1 protein-coding gene and 1 pseudogene are annotated in these 2,878 nt (G+C 71.0%); both read right to left on the bottom strand.

Annotated elements, in window-relative coordinates:
• Nucleotides 1–651 (bottom strand): annotated as a pseudogene (locus ND748_RS29320) (hypothetical protein); the annotation flags it as partial.
• Nucleotides 652–1,520: 869 nt separating this feature from the next.
• Nucleotides 1,521–2,878: DUF4012 domain-containing protein (locus ND748_RS29315; protein ID WP_251749435.1), on the bottom strand; the 1,358-nt coding region annotated here is incomplete at its 5' end.

The following is a 2,878-nucleotide window of genomic DNA, read 5'->3' as shown; positions in this document are numbered from 1 at the left end:
GCCGGCGGGCGCCGCGGCACCGGCACCGACGCCGACGCCCGCGCCGACCACGCCGACCCCGACGCCCGCGCCGACGAAGCAGGGGCCGCCATCACGCTTGTCGCGGTCCTTGTCCCCGAACCAGTCGTCCTTGTCCTTCCAGCCGTCCTTGTCGTTCCGGTTGTCCTTGCCGTCCCAGCCGTCCTTGCCGTCGCGGCCGTCCTTGCCGTCGCGACCGTCCTTGCCATCCCAGCCGTTCTGGCCATCCCAGCCGTTCTTGCCATCCCAGCCGTTCTGGCCATCCCAGCCGTTCTTGCCGTCCCAGCCGTTCTTGCCGTCCCAGCCGTTCTGGCCGCCCAGCTCGTCGGCCCGCGCCTCCTTGTCGTTGCCGACGTTCTTGTTGCCGAAGCCGTTGTTGCCGAACCCGTCCTTGCCGAAGCCGTCCTTGCCGAAGCCGTTGTTCCCGAAGCCGTCCTTGCCGTCGTGGCCGTCCTTGTCGAAACCGTCCTTGTCGCCGAAGCAGTCGTCACGGTGCCGACGCTTGCCGTCGTGGTCGAACACCCAGTCGCCGATCCAGTTGGCGATCCAGCCCGGGTTGAACGGCAGACCCTCGATGCCGTCCTCACCGAACCCGATCACCAACACGGAGGCGTTGACGACGCGGGTCTGCAACGCCTGCTTCGCAGGCGTGAGCGGAGCCGCCAGCCCGATGGTGATCGGCGGCAGGATCGGCCTGTCCTTGCCCGGCTCGTCTCCGGGTGGGAATCCGGGCCTCCCCGGACCGCCCGGCTCCGAACTCTCCGGGCCGCCCGGCCCGGCTCCCAGGGCCGGGTCAGCCAGGACGCCCTGATCGTCAGGCGCTCCTGGACCGGCGGGCACCACCGCACCGCCGGGCACCACCGCACCGCCGGGACCGCCGGGACCCCCGGGACCGATAGGCCCGCCCGGACCGATAGGCCCGCCGGGACCGCCGGGACCTCCCGGACCGATAGGCCCGCCCGGACCGCCGGGCCCTCCCGGACCGCCGCCCGGTGGCGGCGGGGGTGGAGGGGCGATGCCCTCACCGACAGCGGTGATCGTGTGCTGGCCGGTCCCGGGAAGGTTGACCGGCACGCTGAACAAACCTGTTGCGCCCGCGGCCTGGGCCTCGTACAGGTACTGTCCGTCGAGCTCGATCTCGATCTGGGTGCCAGGGAGGAATCCGCAGCCGCTGAAGGTCACGGTCTCACCAACAAGGACGACGGACTTGCTGACGGTTCCCGCCCCGGTCGGACCGGCGCACACGGCGCCCACCGGCGGATAGACGGCACCCGGGTCGGGGCCGTCGGGGCCGTCGGGGCCGAAGATGGGTTTGTCAAAGGCTGCGGCTGGAGAAGCCGGCAGCGCGGCGAGCGCCACACCGCCGCCTGCCACCAGCGCGACTCCGAGGGGTCGGAACTTCATACAGGCACTCTCCCTGCGGATCATCAGGCCAAACAGTTGGAGGATTGACTACACGGAGAGTATCGATGATTACTCTCCGTGTCTACAACCCTCTGTAGTCAGTTCTTGACACTGCGTGACCAAGGAGAAGTGACCGGCACCCCCTCGACGTCGAGGCGCTCGGGCACCGGCAGCGGCTGGGGACGAACCGCGAGCGCGGGACCCGCCTGCGGCTCGAGCACCTTGAGTTCCAGAGTCCTGGTCTGGCCGCGGTCGACGGTCAGGAAGGTCGAGACGACGGGCAGACCGTCCTCGGAGCCGCTGGTCGGCGCGAGCGGCTGGCCGTCGAGATGGGCACCGGCGAACAGGCTGTCCCGACCCGTGTACACCGACAGCCAGAGGTTGTTCTGGGCCTGCGGATTGGCCCCGGGACCGCGGACATCCTCACGATTGCGGACGTACTCCGGCAGGCCGTCGGGGGCCACGTTGGTGAGTCGGACGGCGATCGTCACCGCGCCGGCTCCGTTCGGCAGCCGCTGCACCCGATAGGTGGTCCGGCGGCGAAGCCAGTAGTCGAGCTTGCTGGCCGTGGCATTCTGCGTGACGACGGCGAGGTAGGGCCCGGATCCCGTCGGTAGCGCGCCACCCACCGCGGTCGTCGAAAGAACGTCCTGCTCATCGGCGTGGTTGCTGGACAGAGTGAGTCGCCCCTCGCCGGCGGCCTTGGACAGGGCGGTGAGCAGCTTCGCCGTGTCCCCGCTGCCTGATTCCACCGCCGCGTAGACGGCCTGTCCCACCTCGGCGAAGAAACGATCCCGGGCAGGCACCGTCGGGATGCGGGCGTACACCGCGGACTCGACGAGGTCGACCAGGTTCGCCGCGGTGACGATCTTGCCGTCGGGCAGCACCGCGGGCCGGCTGGCCGCCAGCAGATAGGACAGCGTGGTCGGGTCGACGCTGATGGTGCCGTCCACGTCGATGCCCGTCCCGGCCCGATACAGGTGGGAGTAGAGCTTGCCGACCGTGGGGTAGTCGGGCGTCAGGTTGGCGTTCGCCCACACCCGGTCCGGCCAGAACGACGCGTAGCGCGCCGCGAACGGACCCGGCAGCGCGGTGGCCGGGGTCTGCTGGGTGGGACCGCCGGGCAGCGAGCCGTTGCCGGAGATGCCGTCGAGGGACAGACGCCCCCGATCCGCGGTCAACAGGCCGAAGCCGCCGATGATCCCGCCGGTCGCCCGCGACTCGGCGGGGTTCTGGACGATCAGCAGGTAGCGCCGCCGCTCGGCGGCACCGAGCATGTCCGGCCCGATGCGGGCCGCCAGCGCCACGCTGTCCAACGCCTCGGACAGGGTCCGCCCGCGGTCGATCACCTCGGCGCGGGCGTCGTCGACGCCGCTGACCCGACCGGGCCAGCCGCAGGTCTCGGTTCTCCCGGCGCCGCGGCCCTTGCCGGCGAACCAACGCTGTCGGGGAAGCC

This window comes from Frankia sp. AiPs1, assembly GCF_023716945.1.
GTDB lineage: Bacteria > Actinomycetota > Actinomycetes > Frankiales > Frankiaceae > Frankia.
Note: the sequence above shows the minus strand (reverse complement) of the source record. Positions and strands in the feature narration are given on the sequence as shown.